General features: G+C 69.2%; 17 protein-coding genes. 3 read left to right on the forward strand and 14 right to left on the reverse strand.

The window, feature by feature from the left end; genetic code table 11:
- Nucleotides 1–118: 118 nt before the first annotated feature.
- A complete protein-coding gene (locus ACZ7LS_RS36580) occupies nt 119–313 on the reverse strand; it encodes a hypothetical protein (RefSeq protein ID WP_382970429.1) in 195 nt (64 codons plus the stop codon).
- A 172-nt stretch (nt 314–485) separates the two neighbouring features.
- Nucleotides 486–1,361, reverse strand: coding sequence for a helix-turn-helix domain-containing protein (locus tag ACZ7LS_RS36585; RefSeq protein ID WP_385137283.1), 876 nt, complete (start codon nt 1,359–1,361; stop codon nt 486–488).
- A gap of 332 nt (nt 1,362–1,693) precedes the next feature.
- On the opposite strand from ACZ7LS_RS36585, the gene ACZ7LS_RS36590 reads away from it, so the two are divergent.
- Nucleotides 1,694–2,590 (forward strand): NAD(P)H-binding protein, encoded by an 897-nt coding sequence (locus tag ACZ7LS_RS36590; RefSeq protein WP_385137281.1) that lies wholly within the window; start codon nt 1,694–1,696, stop codon nt 2,588–2,590.
- A gap of 303 nt (nt 2,591–2,893) precedes the next feature.
- Here the strand turns inward: ACZ7LS_RS36590 and ACZ7LS_RS36595 are convergent, their stop codons facing one another.
- The 3 genes from ACZ7LS_RS36595 to ACZ7LS_RS36605 all read right to left on the reverse strand — a co-directional run bounded on the left by ACZ7LS_RS36595 (nt 2,894) and on the right by ACZ7LS_RS36605 (nt 5,072).
- On the reverse strand, nt 2,894–3,334 hold the full coding sequence (locus tag ACZ7LS_RS36595; protein WP_385137279.1) for an imine reductase family protein: 441 nt from the start codon (nt 3,332–3,334) through the stop codon (nt 2,894–2,896).
- 192 nt (nt 3,335–3,526) lie between these two features.
- Nucleotides 3,527–4,537 (reverse strand): methyltransferase, encoded by a 1,011-nt coding sequence (locus ACZ7LS_RS36600; protein ID WP_382530316.1) that lies wholly within the window; start codon nt 4,535–4,537, stop codon nt 3,527–3,529.
- Nucleotides 4,538–4,580: 43 nt separating this feature from the next.
- Nucleotides 4,581–5,072 carry a PhzA/PhzB family protein gene (locus tag ACZ7LS_RS36605; protein WP_382530318.1) on the reverse strand — a complete coding sequence of 164 codons (492 nt, stop codon included), beginning with the start codon at nt 5,070–5,072 and terminating at the stop codon, nt 4,581–4,583.
- Nucleotides 5,073–5,257: 185 nt separating this feature from the next.
- On the opposite strand from ACZ7LS_RS36605, the gene ACZ7LS_RS36610 reads away from it, so the two are divergent.
- Nucleotides 5,258–6,097, forward strand: a complete 840-nt coding sequence (locus ACZ7LS_RS36610) for a PhzF family phenazine biosynthesis protein (RefSeq protein WP_382877553.1) — start codon at nt 5,258–5,260, stop codon at nt 6,095–6,097.
- 33 nt (nt 6,098–6,130) lie between these two features.
- Here ACZ7LS_RS36610 and phzG read toward each other — a convergent pair whose 3' ends face one another.
- The 5 genes from phzG to ACZ7LS_RS36635 form a co-directional block, all read right to left on the reverse strand.
- The gene (gene phzG, locus ACZ7LS_RS36615; protein WP_385137276.1) at nt 6,131–6,769 is read right to left on the reverse strand and encodes a phenazine biosynthesis FMN-dependent oxidase PhzG; all 639 of its coding nucleotides are present in this window, start codon (nt 6,767–6,769) and stop codon (nt 6,131–6,133) included.
- Nucleotides 6,770–6,803: 34 nt separating this feature from the next.
- Nucleotides 6,804–7,145 carry a hypothetical protein gene (locus ACZ7LS_RS36620; RefSeq protein WP_385137274.1) on the reverse strand — a complete coding sequence of 114 codons (342 nt, stop codon included), beginning with the start codon at nt 7,143–7,145 and terminating at the stop codon, nt 6,804–6,806.
- A complete protein-coding gene (locus tag ACZ7LS_RS36625; RefSeq protein WP_385137272.1) occupies nt 7,142–9,145 on the reverse strand; it encodes an anthranilate synthase family protein in 2,004 nt (667 codons plus the stop codon). Before ACZ7LS_RS36625 ends, ACZ7LS_RS36620 begins: the two co-directional genes overlap by 4 nt.
- Nucleotides 9,142–9,765: an isochorismatase family protein gene (locus ACZ7LS_RS36630; RefSeq protein WP_385137270.1), complete on the reverse strand. Its 624-nt coding sequence runs from the start codon at nt 9,763–9,765 to the stop codon at nt 9,142–9,144. Before ACZ7LS_RS36630 ends, ACZ7LS_RS36625 begins: the two co-directional genes overlap by 4 nt.
- 95 nt (nt 9,766–9,860) lie before the next feature.
- Entirely contained in the window at nt 9,861–10,784 is a 924-nt protein-coding gene (locus tag ACZ7LS_RS36635) for a streptomycin biosynthesis protein (protein WP_382670880.1), read from the reverse strand.
- A gap of 548 nt (nt 10,785–11,332) precedes the next feature.
- Between ACZ7LS_RS36635 and asnB the strand changes: the two genes are divergently transcribed.
- The gene (asnB, locus tag ACZ7LS_RS36640; protein WP_385137269.1) at nt 11,333–13,171 is read left to right on the forward strand and encodes an asparagine synthase (glutamine-hydrolyzing); all 1,839 of its coding nucleotides are present in this window, start codon (nt 11,333–11,335) and stop codon (nt 13,169–13,171) included.
- 348 nt (nt 13,172–13,519) lie between these two features.
- Here asnB and ACZ7LS_RS36645 read toward each other — a convergent pair whose 3' ends face one another.
- From ACZ7LS_RS36645 to ACZ7LS_RS36660, 4 genes are all read right to left on the reverse strand, one after another.
- Nucleotides 13,520–15,433 carry a glycosyl hydrolase family 28-related protein gene (locus tag ACZ7LS_RS36645; RefSeq protein ID WP_382874246.1) on the reverse strand — a complete coding sequence of 638 codons (1,914 nt, stop codon included), beginning with the start codon at nt 15,431–15,433 and terminating at the stop codon, nt 13,520–13,522.
- 405 nt (nt 15,434–15,838) lie between these two features.
- Nucleotides 15,839–15,967 carry a hypothetical protein gene (locus tag ACZ7LS_RS36650; RefSeq protein WP_385137267.1) on the reverse strand — a complete coding sequence of 43 codons (129 nt, stop codon included), beginning with the start codon at nt 15,965–15,967 and terminating at the stop codon, nt 15,839–15,841.
- Between the two features lie 406 nt (nt 15,968–16,373).
- Nucleotides 16,374–16,832: an SDR family NAD(P)-dependent oxidoreductase gene (locus ACZ7LS_RS36655; protein ID WP_471066460.1), complete on the reverse strand. Its 459-nt coding sequence runs from the start codon at nt 16,830–16,832 to the stop codon at nt 16,374–16,376.
- 267 nt (nt 16,833–17,099) lie between these two features.
- Nucleotides 17,100–17,993, reverse strand: a complete 894-nt coding sequence (locus ACZ7LS_RS36660; protein ID WP_382874248.1) for a helix-turn-helix domain-containing protein — start codon at nt 17,991–17,993, stop codon at nt 17,100–17,102.
- Nucleotides 17,994–18,497: the final 504 nt, after the last annotated feature.

Genomic DNA, 18,497 nt, shown 5'->3' on the forward strand with positions numbered 1-18,497 from the left:
ACAAACCGTCGAGCAGCACGAGCGAGTCCACACCGAGCGACTCGCCCTCCCCCTCGGACTCCCAGGACGAGGACACCACGGAGCCCGACACCTCCCCCGGCGACGGCCACCAGCCGAGCTACACACCAAAGGAGACGCCGTCGGAGACGCCCAGCGAATCCGAGACGCCCAGCGACACACCGTCGCCCCCCGCGGAGTCGGAGCCGACCGATCCCGGCAGCGAGACGACTACCCCCGGACCAGGAGCCGAGCCCAGTTCACCCGAGACGGGAGAGTCACCGAGCGGGATACCCGGACCGCTCCTCCCCGACATGCCGGGCACCTGACAGCCCGACGCCCCGCCGTAGGCGCCCCTGTGCGGACGTCGCCCCCATGTACTTCGGCCGCGGGCGTGACCCCAGGTCGCCATGGGCAGCCGGTCGCACGGACGAGCGCCGCCGGCGGCCTGGTCCTCGCGCTCGCGGCTCGGCCCGCGGCTGCCCGTGTCACCCCGCGGGCTCCACGGCTTCCGGGTCCGGGCGGCTGAAGGGCGGTGCCGGGGGTATCAGGCCGAGCAGGGCGTTGGAGGTCGCTTCGTCCGCCGGGTGGAAGGCCCAGATCTTGTGGCCTTCGCTTGCCGGAAGTTCCAGGACGTGCTGGTCGAGTGCGAGCGATCCGAGCCTCGGGTGTCGGAAGATCTTGTGGTCGATGGCCTTCTCGTAGAGGTGGTGCTCGCTCCAGGCGGATCTGAAGACATCGCTGCCGGCGGCCAGTTCCTCCACGAGACGCGTCACCCGGGCCGCCCCCGCCCCGGAGCCGGCCTGTGCGCGTAGGGCCGCCACCATGCAGCGGGCAAGCTCGGGCCACTGAGGGAAGAACGACTGTGCCCCGGGCGCGAGGAACACCAGGCGGGCGTAATTGTCCCGGGGCTCCAACCCCTCGTGGAGAAGATCGCCGAGTGTGTTGCTGTCCACGATGTCGAGCCTTCGGTTCACCAGCAGGGCGGGCACCGTCATGGAGCCGAGCAGCCGGCGCACGGCCTCCAGGCGATCCATGCCCATGCGGGGCGCCTCACCGCCCGCGGCAGCACCCGTATCGGAGAGTTCGCGCAGGTAACGCTCCGCCACGGCGTCCAGCAGCAGCGCCTTGCACAGGCCCACCACCACCGCGGGGGAGGGCCTGCGTTCCCTCCCCTGTTCGAGGCGCACGTAGTAGTCGGTGCTGATCCCGGCCAGGAACGCCACTTCGTCCCGCCGCAGCCCCGGTACGCGCCGCGGCGCCCCCGCGGCCAGCCGGTGCTGTTCGGGCCGCACCCGATTCCGTCTGGCGCGCAGGAAGGCCGCCAGTGGTTCGCCTCCGCCGTGCCCTCGTGAAACCCTCATGCCACCAGCCTAAGGACGAGGCGTTCGCCGGGGTGCGGAGGCGGGCGTGCGGCACCACGTCCGCCCGGACGACGTGTGCGGGGCCCTCGGAGCGAGAGGCTCCGGCCGGGTCCCGACCGGCACGCCTGGGCTTCCGGGGTGGGTGCGTCACTCCTACCCGCCCGGTTCGCCGGGTGGCTAGCGTGTCGAACGCCGACCGAGAGGTCCGGATATCGGCCGGGCCACGGCCTCGCCTCCTCTGCCCGTATCCGGGAAAGGCATCAGGGCGCCGTGTGATGTGCCACTGGCTTCCCCGGCGCCAGTACAGAACGCCAAGGAAAAGAGATACGTCGATGTTCGTCATTACCGGCGCCGGCGGCCGCACCGGACGGGCCGCCGCCACGCACCTGCTCGCGGGCGGGTACCGCGTCCGCGCCGTCGGTCGTTCCACCCGGCGGCTCGCCGATCTCGCCGCGTGGGGCGCCGAGGTGTGGGAGGCCGACCCGAGTGACCCGGCCGCGCTGGCGGAAGCCCTGCGTGGCGCGGACGGCGTCTACGCGGTGATCCAGCCCAACTACCTCCCCGATCACCCCGACTTCGGCGGCTTCCAGGACCAGGTGGCCGCCTCCCTGACCCAGGCGGTCACCGAGTCGGGTGTGACCCGCGTCGTCGGGCTCAGCAGCTGGGGAGCCGGACACGCCGAAGGCACAGGTCCGGTCAAGGGGCTCCACCGCTTCGAGCAGCGTCTCTCGGCCGTCCCCGGTGTCGACACGTTGTGGCTGCGGGCCGGCTACTTCATGGAGAACTTGCTGGACCACGCCGGCACGGCCAGGACCCACCACCGCATCAGCGCCCCCTTCGAGCCCGGCCTTCCCCTGCCCTTCGTCTGCACCCGCGACATCGGGGCCCGAGCCGGCGAGGAGCTCGCCACCGGGGCCTGGCACGGTACGGAGATCCTGGAACTCCAGGGCGAACGCGACGTGAGCATGCGGGAAGCGGCGGGCGTGATCGGAACCGCCGTGGGTGCGGACGACTTCACGTACGAGCAGACCAGCCGCGCCGACTTCCACGCGGCACTCCGCGGCAAGGGCGTGTCAGCCAACGTCGCGGACATGATGGTCGAGGTCGGCGAAGCCGTTAACTCCCGGCACACCCGCATGGAGCAGCCGCGTACGGCCCGCACCTCCACCCCCACCTCCATCGAACGGTTCATCGAGGATGAATTCACTCCCCGGTACCGCGCGGCCTGACCGGAAGGAACGCGGGCGGCGGTCGGTGCCGGCCATTCCGTGGGGCTGCTGTCGAGCGCGGGGTTCCGGGCCGCGGCCGGCGAGGGACTCCCTCCGGAGGTGGAGTTCCTGGCCACGGGCGTGATGCCGGAGGTGTTCTCCCAGGGCGCGGGCCGCCGTACCGGTGCCGACGTGTTCCATCCGAGCCCCCGACCATCGGTGAGATCTTCGGCGGCTCCCGTGTCGGCCTCGCCGTCGAGGAGAGCATCGAGCAGGCCACCACGTGGGGCTCCGGACCTGGTCGTCGCCGAGCCGTTCGACGCGTCAGGAGCCTCGATCACCGTCGACGGCGATCAGCCATGGTGTGGCCTTGGCGGCGAACTCGCCCGCCGTCACGCCGGCCGTCACGCCGGCCGGCGCGACCATGGCGGCGCCGTGCATGAATCCGGCGAACATGACGTACATGCCCGCGAGCAGGGCGCGGTCGTACAGGGACGCCGGCCCGGCGTCCTCACCGACGTAGGTACTGGTTCCCCGCAGGTCGAGCAGCGGCTTGTACTGATCGAAGACATCGGCCGAACCGCTGTAGAGGATCGATGCCCCAGGCTGGCCGATCATGTGCGGTACGGCCATGATGCCGCCGTCCAGATACGCGACCCCGGCTTGGGCGGCCCAGTGGGCCAACTCCCGTGACTGAGCGGGTGACGTCGTGGTCACATCGACCACGATTCGTCCGGCCAGCTCTTCGGAGAGCGGATCGAGCACCTCATGGACCGACGCGTGGCAGTCACACCCGCCGGCCGGCACTGACACTCGGCCGGGCCGGCTCAAGCGCCCCGTGCTCGATCACCGCGAACACGAACAGCCCGCGCGGACAAGGCTCGTGGTCGTGCTGCTCAGCCTGGCCGGCCTGGCCGGCCTGATCGCCTTGGAGGACTCCGGCCCCCTCTCGTGGCCTCAAACGCGGGGCGCGGCGATCAGCGCGGTGGTCTCCATGGGGAGTGTCGCGATGCGCTCGACGTCGAACCCGGCCCGGTCGAGCAGGGACCTGAACAGGTCGCCGGAGCGGTGCCTGCCCCCATTGGTCATCAGCAGGTGCAGGTCCCACAGCGCGGGCAGCACCGTGGAGTGCTCGTCGGTCACGATCCGGTCGAGAACGAGCAGCCGGGCGTCGGGGCCGGTCATCGCCTCCCGGCAGAGCCGGAATGCCTCGACGGCGTCGTCGTCCGTCCATCCGGCGAGGACCCGGCAGAACAGATAGACGTCGCCGCCCTCGGGAACGGCCTTGAACATGTCCCCGCCATGCAGTTCGACCCGGTCCAGGCCTATCTCGCGGGAGAGGTACTCCCGCGCGATGGGTATGACATGGTCGCGGTCGATGAGCTTGCCACGGGCGTCGGGGGCGGCCCGGAGGATCACCGACAGCAAGTGGCCGTTGCCGCCGCCGCAGTCGACGATCGTCTTGCCGCCGGAGAAGTCGAAGGCGTCCGGGACGTGGTCGAAGAAGAGATTGCCGGCGTTCATGGTCCGCTGGAACCGGTCGGCCATGTCCTTGTGCCCGTCGAGATACGGGTACAGGGCCTGGCCGTAGGCGAGTTCGAAGCCCGCGGTCAGGGTGGTGAAGCACTCCGCGGCACGGCCCCAGGCGGCGTAGAACTCCTCGCCATAGAGCAGGCACATGTCCCGCATCGTCCCGGGCCGGTCCATGAGTGCCGCGGACACCGGGGTGTTGAGATACCCGCTCCGGTGGTCCCCCTCGAACACACCCATCGCCACCAGCAGACGCATCAGACGGCGGATGCCCTCCTCCTCGGCGCCGGTCGCTCGGGCGAGTTCAGCGCTGGTCGCACGGCCGGCTTCGATGTGGTCGGGCAGGCCGAGCTTCGCGGCGGTGTGGACGGCCTGGGCGCGCCATCCCCCGGTGATCAGCTCGATGACTTCTTGGGCCGCCGTCAGGTCGGCTTTCACTGGGCACACTCCAGGATGTCGCGGGAACCGGGTTCCGACGGGCTCAGGTGGGAATGCCGCCCCGCTGGATCACCGGAATGTCAATGCCCAGCGCGCGGAGCTGGTTGTACGGGTTCATGAACTCGCGATTCTGCACGATCTTTCCGTCGTCCAGCAGGAACGAGTGGATGAAGTGGTTCTCGTAGTGCCCCGGCGGATAACCAGGGAAGAGGATCGCGCCCTTGCCGTCGCACTCGACCCAGAACCGGTTGGGATCCTGGGTCTCGTAGATCTCCACGTTGTACCAGACCCAGTCGGGGAAGCATTGCAGCGACCATTCTCCGTGCGCCTTCAGCTTGCCACGGCCGCGCGAGACGATCGGTTCCTCGGTGTCAGCGGTGTAAAGGCCGCCGCTGCCTTCCTCGGTGAAGAGCTGATAGCGGGTCAGCCGGCCCTCACCGGTCCTGCTCATGTAATCCTCGACTACGGCCCGGTTGCGGCGCCTGAGTTCCGTATCGTCGTCGGACACCGGTTTGTTCACGGCGGCTTCGGCCATTGCGGACTCCTCGGGAGACGATGGCTGGCAGGGCCGGTAACGCACCCGGCCGCTCCGGAAAACCTTATACGGACCGCCCGGTGTCCAACCTGGGATTCCCCTCCGTTGGACACCCGGCCCGTCTTCCGCACTTGGACACCGGGGATTCATTGCCGCCCGGACCGATCGCCCGATATTTTTCAGGAATGCATGAATACGTAGTCGCCGATGTTTTCACCGACAAGCCTCTTTCGGGAAATCCGGTGGCCGTCTTCCTGGACGCCTCGGACCTGTCCGCCGGTGACATGCAGCGTCTGGCCCGGGAGTTGAATCTCTCGGAGACGACTTTCGTTCTTCCGCCGCGGGACGGCGGTGATGTACGGGTGCGTATCTTCACTCCGGTGAACGAGCTGCCGTTCGCCGGCCATCCGACGCTGGGCACCGCGATCGTGCTGGGCACCGCCACCCGGGACGACCGGCTCATCATGGAAACCGCCGAGAGCACCGTTCCGTTCACCTTCGAGCGCGGCCCGGACGGTGCGATCCGCTCGGCCAGGATGCGGCAGCCCATCCCGGTCTGGGAGCCGTACGAGGAGGCCGGCGAACTGCTGGCCGCGCTCGGGGTGAAGTCCTCCGTCCTGCCGGTGGAGGTCTACCGCAACGGGCCGCGCCATGTGTTCGTCGGGCTGGAGAGTGTGGCGGCGCTGTCCGACGTGGCGCCCGATCTCCGGGCCCTGGCGCGGCACTCGGACATGGCGGCCAACTGCTTCGCGGGCGAGGGGAGCCAGTGGCGGGCGCGGATGTTCTCGCCCGCGTACGGGGTCGCCGAGGACGCGGCGACGGGCTCGGCCGCCGGGCCGCTCGCCATCCACCTGGCGCGGTACGGGCTGATCCCGTTCGGGCAGCGGATCGAGATCCGCCAGGGCGTCGAGATGGGCCGCCCCTCCACGATGCTCGCCACCGCCGAAGGTGCCGGTCAGCGGGTCGACAGGGTGGAGGTGGCGGGCTCGGCGGTCATCGTCGCCCGGGGAACGTTCCAGCTCTGATACCGGACAGGCCGGGACGGCCGGATCGTACGGTCACGGTTGCAGCCGGCCGGCGGTCCAGCCGTCGCGGGTACGGTCGTACCGCAGGCGCCTGTGCAGCCGGTCCGCGCTGCCGTGCCAGAACTCCACGGCGGACGGCCTGAGCAGATAGCCGGCCCAGGCCTCCGGCCGCGGCAGTCGCTCCCCGCTCTCCGCGAGGACCCGCGCCCTCTCCCGCAGCGCCTCCTCGTCCCCCAACGGTTCGCTCTGCCGGGCCACCGCCGACATTGGATGGGTGACCGCGGGGCGGGCGTGCCACAGTGCGTCGGACTCGCTGTCGGGGAGGCGCGAGGTGGGCCCGGTGACGACGACCTGCTGCCTGGTCTCGCGCCAGTACCACACCCCGGAGGCCCAGCCGGTGGCCGCGATGTCCTGGCCCTTGGGGCTGGTGGCGTGGCTGGTGAAGACCAGGCCCTCGGCGGTGAGGGCGATGGTCTGGACGGTACGGTTCGACGCCCGGCCCGCGGTGTCGGCGGTCGCCAGCGCCAGCGCTCCCGGTTCCCGTACGCCCAGTTCCTGTGCGGTCTTGAACCAGTCGCGGAACAGCGCGACCGGATCGGCGGGCGGCTCGTCGAACTCGGCCAGCTCCAGATCGACGGATCCGGCGAAGGTCAGTGGATTGTCTTCCGGCATGTCTTCTCCCTCAAGGCGGGGACGGGGGGCGGGGTCAGGAGGGGTCGTAGACCAGGCCGAGGCCGGACAGCGCGGCCGAACCGTACGCGCCCTCGACCATGGCCTCGACCTCGAACCGGACGCGTTCGGTGGGCGGATAGCCGATCAGCTCGGCGGCCCGGTGCGGTGGCAGCCGCTGCTGGTCGCGGGCCTCGGCCGACTCCCACAGCATGACGGCGCCCCAGCGGTTGCCCGGGCGGTCGGAGATCCAGAACTTCAGGCGCAGCCCCTTGACCGAGGTCCAGGGCGGCACCCCCTCGTCGCGCAGATACTCCCGCAGCGAGTCGATGCTCTGTTCGGATTCGGTCAGGTCCCACCAGGCGATGGTGACGATCACGCGCGTAGCACCTCTTCCATATGTGTGGCCCAGATGTGCCGCCCGTCGCGGGTCAGCACCGATTCGGCGTGGAACTGCATCGAGACGAAGTGCGGTCCGCGCAGGGCGTGCACCTCGCCGCTTCCGGCGTCCCGGCTGACCTCGACGGGCCCGAACTCGGGGTGGTGGAAAGCGTCCTGGCCGCAGCGAGCGGCGAAGGCGTTGTAGAAACCGGCGAGCACGTGGGTGCCGAAGAGATCGATCTCTCGCCGGGTGCCCTGGTTGCAGACCTCACAGCGCACCACCTCCAGACCGAGGCGGCGGCTGAGCACCTGATGGCTGAGGCAGACCCCGAGGAAGGGGAGCCGCCGGGCCAGCAGGGTGCCGATCGCGGTGTGGAGATGGGCGATCCGGGGGTCGCCGGTGTCATTGGGGTCGCCGGGCCCCGGGCCCATCACGACCAGGTCGTGGGCGTCGAGGGAGTACGGCTCGTCGAAGCGGCGGGCGGTCACCCGGGTGCCCAGGGAGCGGAGCTGATGGGCGATCATCGCGGTGAAGGTGTCCTCGGCGTCGATGACGAGGACACTCCGCCCGGCCAGGCCGGGCACCGGCTTCCTCTGCTCGCGGGGCGCTCCGTCCCCGGCGAGCCAGAACCCCGCGAGGTCCTCGTTCCGGCTCTCCAGGGCCGACCGCACGGCCGGATGGTCCCCGAACCGAGCCCGCCCGGCCGGCTCCTCCCGTACCGCCCGCTCCTCCCGTACCGCCCGCTCCTCCCGTACCGCCCGCTCCTCCCGTACCGCCGGCTCCTCCCGTACCGCCCCCTCCTCCCGTACCGCCCGCTCGGCGCGCTCCTGCCGGACGCCTTCCAGCGCGGAGAGCAGACCCGCCGCCTTCGCCGTCGTCTCGGCCGCCTCGGAGAGCGGATCGGAATGCCGTACGAGGGTGGCGCCCGCCCCGATGCTCACCCGCCCGGCGTGGTCGATGTCCGCGGTACGGATCAGGATGGCCGAGTCCAGGGACCGCCGGCCGCCCGCCCGGCCGATCAGGGCCATGACACCGCTGTAGTAGCCGCGCCCGCCCGGCTCGTACCGGCCGATCACCCGGCACGCGCTCTCCAGCGGGCTCCCGGTGACCGTCGGCGCGAACAGGGTCTCGCGGAGGATCTCCTGCGGCTCCCGGCCGGAGCGGCCCTCGATGAGGTACTCGGTGTGCGCGAGCCGGGCCATCTCCTTGAGCCGCGGCCCCACGACCCGCCCGCCGGTGTCGCAGATGCGGGCCATCATCTTCAGCTCTTCGTCCAGCACCATGTACAGCTCGTCGCTCTCCTTCTCGTCGGAGAGGAACTCCAGGACGTCGGAGAGCACGGGCCCGCCCGGCGGATAGCGGTAGGTGCCGCTGACCGGGTTCATCACCACCGTGCCCGCGCGCAGGCTGATGTGCCGCTCGGGGGTGGCACCGACGAGGGTGCGGGTGCCGGTGTGCGCGATGAATGTCCAGTACGCGCCCGACTCCCGCTCGCAGAGCCGCCGGAAGAACGCCAGCGCGGCGGCGGGACCGTACCCCTCGATCTCGGTGACGAACGAACGCTTGATGACGAAGTTGGCGCCCTCGCCGCTGCCGATCTCCTCGGTGACGACCCTGCGGACGATCTCCGCGTAATCGTCGTCGGCGACATCGAACCGGCCGTTCGCCGTGCGGATCGGGACCTCGGGGATCCGCGCCAGCGCCTCGGCCAGCGGTACCACGGTCTGGTCCGTCACCCGCAGCGCGAGCAGCGGGGACCCGTCGTCGACGGCGGCGAAGCCCCGTTCGGCGATCTGCCGGTAGGGAATGATCACGAGAACGTCCTGGCCGTCACCGGCGGAGTCCTCCGGTACGGGAACGCCGGCGAGGGAGTCCGGCTCCGAGAGGTCCCCGAGCAGGACGTCCAGCCGGTCGGGGCCGGTCGTCTCCGGGCGGTGGAGCAGCGCGAAGGGCGGCGGCTTCGCGGCCAGCACCTCGGCCAGCGGATCCCCGCTCATGCCAGAACCTGTCTATGGGTGACCACCATGGCGCAGCGCTCCGCCGCGTACTCCATCGCCATCCGGTGGTGGCGCCGGGAGAAGTCCCCGATGGCGTCGGCCACCACGAACGGCTCGATGTCGTTGGTGAACGCCTCGACCGCGCTGGCCAGGACGCCCACATGCCCGTACACCCCGCAGATGACGAGCTGATCGCGATTCCGCGCGCGCATCCAGTCGAGCAGGTCGGAGCGGTGGAAGGCGCTGTAGCGCCATTTGGTGAACTGCCGGTCGTCGGGACCGGGCGCCAGCGGCTCCACCACCTGCCGGTCGGCGGGGTCGGTGCGCATCCCCGGGCCCCAGAAGTCCTTGAGGAGGCCGCGCTGTTCGTCGGTCATACCGCCGGGCTGCGCGGTGTACGCGACCGGCACCCCCAGCGCGCGGCAGCGGTCGCGCAGCGAGGCCGCGTTGCGCAACAGTTCCTCCCGCAGCGGCTTGGGGAACGGCCGCAGGAAGTACCGCTGCATGTCATGGACCAGCAGCACGGCACGATGAGGGGCGGCGGCCCAGCGTGCCGAGTTGGCCGGGAGACCGGCGGCGGTGGGTAAGGAGTACGACGCTATGCGGGGAATGCCGGACATGATTGGTTCTCTCCTTGGCGAGGGGATGGATCCCGTCCGGGGAAGGTTGTGGCGCACTGTCGACAGGGGCGGCCGCTGGTGTGTGTGTGGGGGCGCTATATGGAGTGGGGGGTGTTCCGCGCCAGTTGCTCGGCGAGCGCCCGCCAGCCCCTGGCGTACTCCATCGCGGCGCCGGCGACGGCATGCCGGCGGTGGGCGGGGACGCAGTTGGCGAGGGTCGCCCACGTCTCACCGCTGAGGGTGTGGGCCTCCATCAGGCGCAGCAGGGTGCGCCCGCTCTCGCTGTAGCGGAGCGAGGGGTCGGTACGCAGGCGCTGGATCACCGCGGCGCGGTCCTGCGGTTCCTCGCCGGACCCGGTGCGGGTGTGCGCGTCGTCGGGACCGGACCGCGGGGGTGGCCCGGCGGTCCGTCCGGCATCGCCGGGTTCCCTCTCGGGCGGATCCTCGTCGCGCAGGACGCGGTTGCGGACGGACCGGGCGGTCTCGGGCGAGATGCCCACGGCCTTGGCGATCTGACGGAGCGACAGTTCCGGGTTGCGCGTGATCAGTTCGGAGGCGAGCCGGCGCTTCTCCCCCGCGTCGACGGGCCGTACGCGTCCGTCGCGGCCGATCCTGCTGTCCGGCCTGCGCGTTGTGGCGGCGGGTTGCTTACGGCGTACCTCGGCGACGGTCTTCGCGGACAGCCCGGTGACAGAGGCGATTAATCGGTCGGACCACTGGGGGTGGGAGGCGACGATGCGCGCCGTGGCCGCCTTGCGGTCGGCGACGGAGAGCGGCAGCGCGCCCGCGAGGTTCGCCTGGACGGCGAGGACGAACGTTTCGGCCTCGTCGCCCTCGAACATCCGGGCGGTGATGAACTCCTGCTTGCGCAGTTCGGCGGCGCGCAGCCGGTGCAGCCCGTCGACCACGCGCATGGTCGGCCGGTGCACGACGATCGGCGGGAATTCGCCCACGGCACCGGCCAGCATCCGGATGTGCTCCAGGTTCTCCCCGGTGGTGCGTGGTGTGTCGGCGATCACCAAGGACCCGATGATCACCTTGACCGCCGGCCCCAGCGTTTTCCGCCGCCGCCCCGGAATCGCACCCCTGCGCTCATAAGGAAGCCCGCTCTCTCTTATGAGAGGACTGACGGTCGAATTCTCCACCATCTATACCCCAACCATCGCAAGGAAATTAAATAAACCTCCGATGAAGATCCGCCGCCATGCTAGGTACCGATTGTCGAGAACGTCAATATCACAAACGTCGCAGACGGTGTGGCGCCGTTCGGATCCGCGAGGGAGAGTACCCGAGGAAATCCCCGTCCAAACTGGCGATTTTCCTCAGCTGGACGCCCTGCGGAAGCCTGGATAATTCCTCAAGAACCGCTCAAGAACCGCACTCTGGACAGACACAGGGCCACAGTGTTAAAAACTTCAAGCAGCCAGCGGGCGGGTACCGCCTCCCGATTTTCGGGCGCATTTCATTCTCCATACTTCATGAGGCCACTTCGTGAGGCCGCGTTCCCAGCGTTCCGGCGCCACCGCACCGCCACCGGAAGTGAGCCCTTTACCAGGAGTGAGTCCTTATGTGCGGTATCGCCGGCTGGGTCTCCTATGACTCCGATCTCACCGCGCGCCATGACGTCCTGGACACGATGACGGCCACCATGGCCTGCCGAGGGCCGGATGACTCGGGCGTCCGGGTCCGTCCCCACGCGGGACTCGGCCACCGGCGCCTCGCGGTCATCGATCTCGCCGGCGGCCGACAGCCGATGGAGGTGCGGACGCCCAACGGCACGATCACCCTCGTCTACACCGGCGAGGTCTACAACTTCACCGAGCTGCGCTCCGAACTGGAGGGCAGGGGACACCACTTCAGGACCGCCGGCGACACCGAGGTCGTGCTCCTCGGCTATCTGGAGTGGGGCGAGCGCCTGCCCGAGCACCTCAACGGCATGTTCGCGTTCGCCATTTGGGACGAACGTGAGGACAAGCTGGTCATGGTCCGTGACCGGCTGGGCGTCAAGCCCCTCTACTACCACCCGACCCCCGACGGCGTCCTGTTCGGATCGGAGCCCAAGGCGATCCTCGCCAATCCGCTGGCCCGCGCGGCGGTCGACACCGCGGGTCTGCGCGAGCTGATCGGGTTCACCATGGCTCCCGGCTGGGCGCTGTGGAAGGACATGCACGAGGTCGAGGCGGCCACTGTGGTCACCGTCGACACGCGGGGCATCCGCACCCGTACCTACTGGTCGCTGGAGGCCAGGGAGCACACCGACGACCTGCCGACGACGCTCACCAGGGTCGGTGCGCTGATGGCCGACATCGTGCACCGCCAGCTCGTCGCCGATGTCCCCCAGTGCGTACTGCTCTCGGGTGGCCTGGACTCCAGCGTGGTCACCGGTCTCGCCGCGGCCCGGCTGGCCGAGCGGGGCGAGCGGCTGCGGACCTTCTCGGTGGACTTCGCCAACCGCGAGGAGACCTTCCGGGCCGATGCCAACTGGGACAGCCCCGACACCCCGTACATCCGCGATGTCGTGGACCTCGTCGGCTCCGACCACCGCATCGTCACCCTCAGCCCGGACGAGCTGACCGATCCCGGGCTGCGCCGCGCGGTGATCACCGCGCGCGACATGCCGGTCGGCTTCGGCGAGACGGACACCTCGCTGTATCTGCTGTTCAAGGCGATCCGGGCGGAGTCGACGGTGGCCCTGTCAGGCGAGTCCTCGGACGAGGTGTTCGGCGGATACCGCTGGTTCCACGACCCCGAGGCGGTGAAGGCGGAGACCTTCCCCTGGCTCGCCTTCCGGAGCCCGATGAGCAGTGGGCGCTCGGCCCCGCTCCGCCCGGAGCTGCGCCGTGCCCTCGATCTCGACACGTATGTCGCCGACCAGTACGCGACCGCGGTCGAGGCGGTCGACCACGTGGCCGGGGACGGTGACCACGAGCGGCGGATGCGGACGATCGGCAATCTCCATCTGACCCGGTTCGTCCGGATGCTGCTGGACCGCAAGGACCGGGTGTCGATGGCGGTCGGGCTCGAAGTGCGGGTGCCGTTCTGTGACCACCGGCTGGTCGAGTACGTGTACAACACCCCCTGGTCGCTGAAGTCCTTCGACGGCCGGGAGAAGAGCCTGTTGCGGCACGCCACCGCGGATGTGGTGCCGGAGTCGGTGCGGGGCCGGCGGAAGAGCCCGTATCCGTCCACCCAGGACCCGGGGTACGGGGCGGCCCTCCAGCAGCAGGCGAAGGAGGTGCTCGCCGACGACGGCCACCCGGTGTTCACCCTGATCGACCGGGCGTGGCTGACCAAGGCGGTCGGGCGCGACGTCACCATGCCGAGCGGCGACCGGCGCGGGCTGGAACGCGTACTGGATCTGTACCACTGGTTCGACCTCTACCGGCCGGAGATCGTTCTGGACTGATCCGGGCCCGCCCGTCCGCCCGGCTGTGGCACCAGGAGCTGCCGAGTGGCCGGGCGGGATCTCACCTCCCGGCTCTCACAGATCCGTGTGTAACGGTCTCCCGAACCATTTGCCGTATCGAGCCCTATGAATGTTCTGGTCATACCGTGACCCCGGAGCTTGATCTCCGGCCTCTGAGCCGATCGCGTCCGGTGAGGGTCTCAGGGCTTATGACGCTCGTGACTACGTCGTAGCGGGTGGCTGGACCCTCGCGGGTCCCCGCTTCACGCACTCGGCGCCTTCCGCTGTCTCCTGGGACAGACGGAAGGCGCCGAGCGGCACTACTCCCGAATCAAGCCTGCTCCGGGCTTACTCGGGCACTTTCTTCGCACCGGGACCGCCCGTGATCACGAAGCTCGATCCCGGCTCGATCAGCACGTCGCCCTGCGCCGAGTTGGTGATCGTCACGTCCGTCAGTGTCGCGCTGCCGCGAGCGCCGCCCATCGCGAGCACGCCCGAGCCGTTGTTGGACTTGTCGATCTCCACGTTGCTGATCTTGACGTCAGGTACGTTGCCGCCACCGTTCTTGAACTGGATCCCGTCGTACGTCGAATCCAGGATCTCGGTGTCCCGGATGGTGACGCCGGTGATGTCCCGGCTCGCCGGGAAGATCGTGATGGCACCGAACTCCTGCGCCTCGCCCCAGAACGCGCCGCCGGTGCGGTGGAGCGCGTTGCCCGCGAGCAGGGTCTCGCCGGAGAAGGGCAGCGGGTCGTGGTCGGTCGCGAGCATGATGCCCGGGTAGTTCGCGGTGTCGGCGATCAGGTTGTTCTCGACCTTGTTGCCGTAGCCGCCGTAGATGGCAACACCGTTGGCACGCCAGGGCAGTTGGATCGTGTTGTTGGTGAACGAGTTGTCGTGCGCGATGTCGACCGCCGGGTCCTTCACATACCGGTTGGCCCAGATGGCCAGCGAGTCGTCACCGGTGGTGCGGAAGGACGAATTGGTCACCGACGAATTACGGGTGCCGTTGGTGAAGTTGATGCCGTCGGCGTATGTGTCGCGGATCCGCATCCCGCTGAACTCAAGTCCGTCGGCCGGGCCCCACAGCGACTGGATGTTGTCGTAGTCACGGCCGACCCATACCCCCACATTCGCGTGCTCGATCCACACGTTGGAGATCTTGGTGCCCTCGCCGAAGCGTCCGTTGAGCCCCACTCCGCCCTCGGCGCCACCGCCGCCACGGATACGGCCCGAGCCGAAGATGGCGATGTCGGAGATCTGGGTGTTCTTGTCGATGTCGAAACCGAAGTTGCCCTCGTGCGGGTGGTTGATCCCGCCCGCGTTCTGCGGCTCGGTCAGGGTGTAGAGCTGCGAGTGCCACATGCCGGCACCCCGGACCGTCACATCGCTGATGCCGATCTGGTTGTACTGCCCCTGGTCGAGCGGGTCGTCGGTCAGGATCTTCTGCTCCTGGCGCCACTGCCCCGGGCCGATCCAGACGCACTCGATGTCGCCGTTCTGGTCCGCCGTCACAGCGTCCTGGATGGCCTTCGTGTCGTCCTGCCCGTCGTCGGGCACAGCCCCGTACTCCGTGATCGAGGTGCACTCGGACGGCTTGCTCGCCGGGGGCACCACCTGCTCCAGATCGATCAGGTCGATGATGTAGAACGACGCGGTGTCGTCCGCGTCGCGCTGCACCTTGAACGTGGTGCCCGCCGGATAGCTCTTGTCGAGCAGCGCGTGCGACTCGTCGAAGAGCCGACGGGCGTCGGCCTGGGGCGTGTTGGTCAGCGACTCGGGATCGTCCGTGTTGCCGTACAGCCAACTGTGCTTGGACGACAGGTCCAGCTTCTGCACAAAGACGCCGTCCGCGTAGAGGCTCACGGTGGCATCGATGCCACCGCCGCCCGGCGCGTCGGGTATGGAATTGCGCACGACGATCGAGTTGGCAGCGTTGATGGAGGTGAACTCCACGAATTCGCCTGTGCTGTTGAGCCGTACCGACTTACGCCCGGACGACTCGCTGGCGAAGTTGGTGTGCCCGAAGGTGCGCTCCGGGTCGGCCTCCAGCAACGTGCCCTCGTACTGGCCGGCTTCGGCCTCGTACCCGACGTACGGAAGCGTCGCTCCGCGCTCGGCCGCGGCCGGCCGCGCGAACGCGCCGTCGGTCCCGCGGGTGGTGTCGGCCGCGGCGACGGGGGCGGGCAGCAGCCCGACGACGAGCAGACCGGCCAGGGGTACGCCGCCGAGCAGGCGTCGTACCCATTGCTTCGACTTCATGGTGTCCTCTGTTTCCGTGGGGGTCGACAGAGTGATTGCCGTGGGGGGGCGGCAGGGCCGCAGATGGACGGGACGACAAGCCTGCCGTCATCTTGCAAAGGAACCGCATATATTTGAGCTGTCCAGTCCATGTAATGCGGTGGAGCAGTGCGAGTTTTCAAGCATGTCACCGGTTTGTCAACAGTGTGTGCACACGGTCACCGGGCGCCGCACCGCCAACTCACGCCCCGCCGCACCCACTCCCCCACCCCGCAAACCATGATCGACGATCACTGTCCCGGCGCGTCACCGCCAACCGTGCACAAGGCCGTCAGGGGGTGTGCGTGAACTTACGGAAGCCATGCGGGCCGGAGGGAAACGCCGATGCGAGGATGTCGGACTGGATCTCGCTCTGCAGTACCGCGGTCAGTAGTCGGCGAATCCCAGTTCGTGGAACTCCCAGCGGTCACCGCGTGCTTCGTTGATCAGCACGGCGGATTCGGTGGGTTCCTCTCCAGGAAGGATCCGCCAGAGGAGATCCGCCGGAAGAGCCACTCTCCGTTGTCGGTGGTGCCCCATGGAACGATGCGGCTTCCCGCCGGTTCGAGCTGGGCGGGTCTGTCCTCGACGTCGAAGATGTCTTCGTAAGCCTCTTCACGCTCGGCGGACGACGTGGCGGGATCGTAGTGCTGGTTCGGAGAGGACGGCGAGAGGTGCCTTTGGGGATCGGATGAGCGGTTGCCGGAACAAAACCCCGGGACTCCCGGCCCGCTGGGAGAAGTTGACCGACCTGAGTGGCCAGCTTCATACGACACCAGCGCGGGCCGGGTGCGGCCCGAGACCGGCCCGCCCAGACGGCATCGAAGTCGAGTCCGCCGTCGAAGGCGCCGCTCGTGCCTTCTTCGAAGAGTCCGGCCAACGATGTTCGCGCGGCAGCGTGACAGGTGGCCGCTCGGGGCGTTCAGGCGTGGGTGTCGTCGTAGCCCAGGTTGCCGCCGAGTTCGCGGGAGGCTTCGGCCTGTGCGAGGAGTTCCCGGGCCTTGGCCGTCACGCCTTCGATGGCGTCGGTGCCTGCGACGAAGCGCTGCAGGGGCTTGCTCTGGCCTGCGATGGTGAGCAGGGCGCGGGCGAGCTTGGCGGGGTCGCCGGTCTGCTGGCCGTTCATGCTCTTCAAGGCCGCGACGGTGGCCGTGGTGCGCTCCGCGTAGTCGTCGATGGTCGGCTCGGGCCAGATGGTGGAGCCGTCCACGAGGAGTTCGGTGCGGAAGAAGCCGGGCTCCACGACCGTGGTGTGGATGTGGTAGGGCTCGACGTCGTAGCGCAGGGATTCCATCCAGCCCTCGACGCCGAACTTGGAGGCGGCGTAGGCGACGCAGAACTCCTGGCCGATCAGACCGGCGGAGGAGGAAAGCGTGATGATGTGGCGGCGCGCTCACCCTCGGCTGGGACACCCTCACCGCCAGCATCGACGCCGAGCAGCAACTCGTCGTGCTGACCGCCTGCCCCGGCACCCCTTCCCATGACGCGCCGCGCATCCTCGCCTCCTGGGCCACGAACCACCAGCAGTCCGCACCCGACGCCGCCACCTGACCGTGTCGGTACGGGCCGGCCTGCGAGCGCAGACGCGCCTAGTGATGTCCGTCGGAGAATCGTCTGCTGTCGGGTCTTCAGCGCGACAGTCGCAACGTCAGCAGTGCCTGTGCCCGCGGCCCGGTTCGGCCGGAGCGTCGGCAGGGTCGTGGGTGGCGGCCCAGCTGGCGAGGACTCGGAGGGCGTCGTCATGGGGTGATCCGGCTTCGGCGCTCAGGGCGGTCAGGGTCAGGCCGGGGTCGGCGGACAGTTCCATGGACTCGAAGCTCAGGTGCAGGTCGCCGACGACGGGATGGTGGAAGTGTTTCAGTCCGGTGCGGTGCAGGCGCACGTCGTGCGCGGCCCAACGGACGCGGAACTCCTCGCTGCGGGTGGACAGTTCCCCGATGAGGTCGGTCAGTGCCCTGTCGTACGGGTCACGGCCGGCTTCGGTGCGCAGTACGGCCACGGTGTCGTCGGCGATCCGTTCCCAGTCGAGCCAGAAGTCGCGGGCGCGGGGGTTGAGGAAGGCGAAACGGGCATGGTTGGCCGGGCGGGCGGGGTCGGCGAAGAACGGCGCGTACAACGCCTGGGCGAGGGGGTTCGCGGCGAGGACGTCGAGGCGCGCGTTGTTCACAAAGGCCGGCACCTCGGTCATCAGTTCGAGGAGGCGGGCCACGCTGGGCCGGACCTGCCGTGCGGGGGGCTTGCGACGGGGGCGGGTTGCGGGACCCGCGGCGCGGGCGAGGGCAGCCAGATGTGCCCGTTCGGCCTCGTCGAGCTGTAGTGCTCGGGCGAGGGCGTCCAGGACGCTGTCGGAGACGCCGCTGAGGTTGCCGCGTTCGAGCTGGGCGTAGTACTCGACGCTGACCCCGGCCAGGTCGGCGACCTCGCTGCGGCGCAGTCCTGGCACCCGCCGCTTGCCGCTGTGGTGCTGCAGGCCGGCCTGCTCAGGGGTGATCTTGGCGCGGCGGGAGCTGAGGAACGCCTTGACCTCGTCTCGGTTGTCCACCACTCCAGGCTAGGCGGGATTCCGGAGACGTGGGGTGGGCTGTCAGCACACGTTCCAGCGGTGACTTCCTCACCCTCCATGCCACCGGTTGCATGGTCTGCGACGGAGGACATGAGAGATGGACGACAAGGCATCCGACAAGGCATCCGAGGTTCAGCGATGGGTACCGAGCGAGGCCCTGCACCCGTGCAGCGACGAGGCGAAGGACCTGACGGCGTATACCCCTACCGACCGGTCGGCTGACGTCGCGCCCGCGCGTCTCCGACGCGCCGGCTGTGGCTGCGTCGACTGACATCCCCCTCCGCGGGCCCGTCCCCATCGACCTTTTCCGTCCAAGCATCTGACGTTCACTCGCGTCGTGAGCACGGAGTCCAACGATGAATCGTGCGGGCACTGCCGGTGACGACTTAGACCGTGTCCTACATGGTCAGTTTGAGGAGCCGTTTGTAGCAGCAGAGAGCGGATGCCAGGCCGAGAAAGGCCAGGTAGTTGTCTGGTTTCCGT

The organism is Streptomyces sp. NPDC039430 (assembly GCF_055639435.1).